Annotated in this window: 2 tRNA genes; both read left to right on the top strand. The window is 52.9% G+C overall.

Annotated elements, in window-relative coordinates:
- Positions 1–9 precede the first annotated feature (9 nt).
- Positions 10–94 (top strand) — tRNA-Leu (locus tag HA630_RS00385).
- A 163-nt stretch (positions 95–257) separates the two neighbouring features.
- A tRNA-Leu gene (locus HA630_RS00380) sits at positions 258–342 on the top strand.
- Positions 343–350 lie beyond the last annotated feature (8 nt).

The following is a 350-nucleotide window of genomic DNA, read 5'->3' as shown; positions in this document are numbered from 1 at the left end:
TATCTGAAAGCCCAGGTGGCGGAATTGGTAGACGCACTAGTTTCAGGTACTAGCGCTGAGAGGCGTGGAGGTTCGAGTCCTCTCCTGGGCACCAATCATAAAGACTAAAGCCTGTAGATTGCGATCTACAGGCTTTTTTCTTTTAGTGAAGCCGTTGTACTCGGCCCGGCAAACGCCCGACAGCCCGACCCCAAGAAATTTGAGGGTCCGGTCCAAAAGCCCAAAATTGCCGTGCTACAATAGCGAAATCCTGAGATGCCCAGGTGGCGGAATTGGTAGACGCACTAGTTTCAGGTACTAGCGCTGAGAGGCGTGGAGGTTCGAGTCCTCTCCTGGGCACCAAATTAGCA

The sequence above is a fragment of the Aquabacterium sp. A08 genome (genome assembly GCF_011742065.1).
The sequence above is the reverse complement of the archived record's forward strand: the minus strand, read 5'-3'. Positions and strand labels throughout refer to the sequence as shown.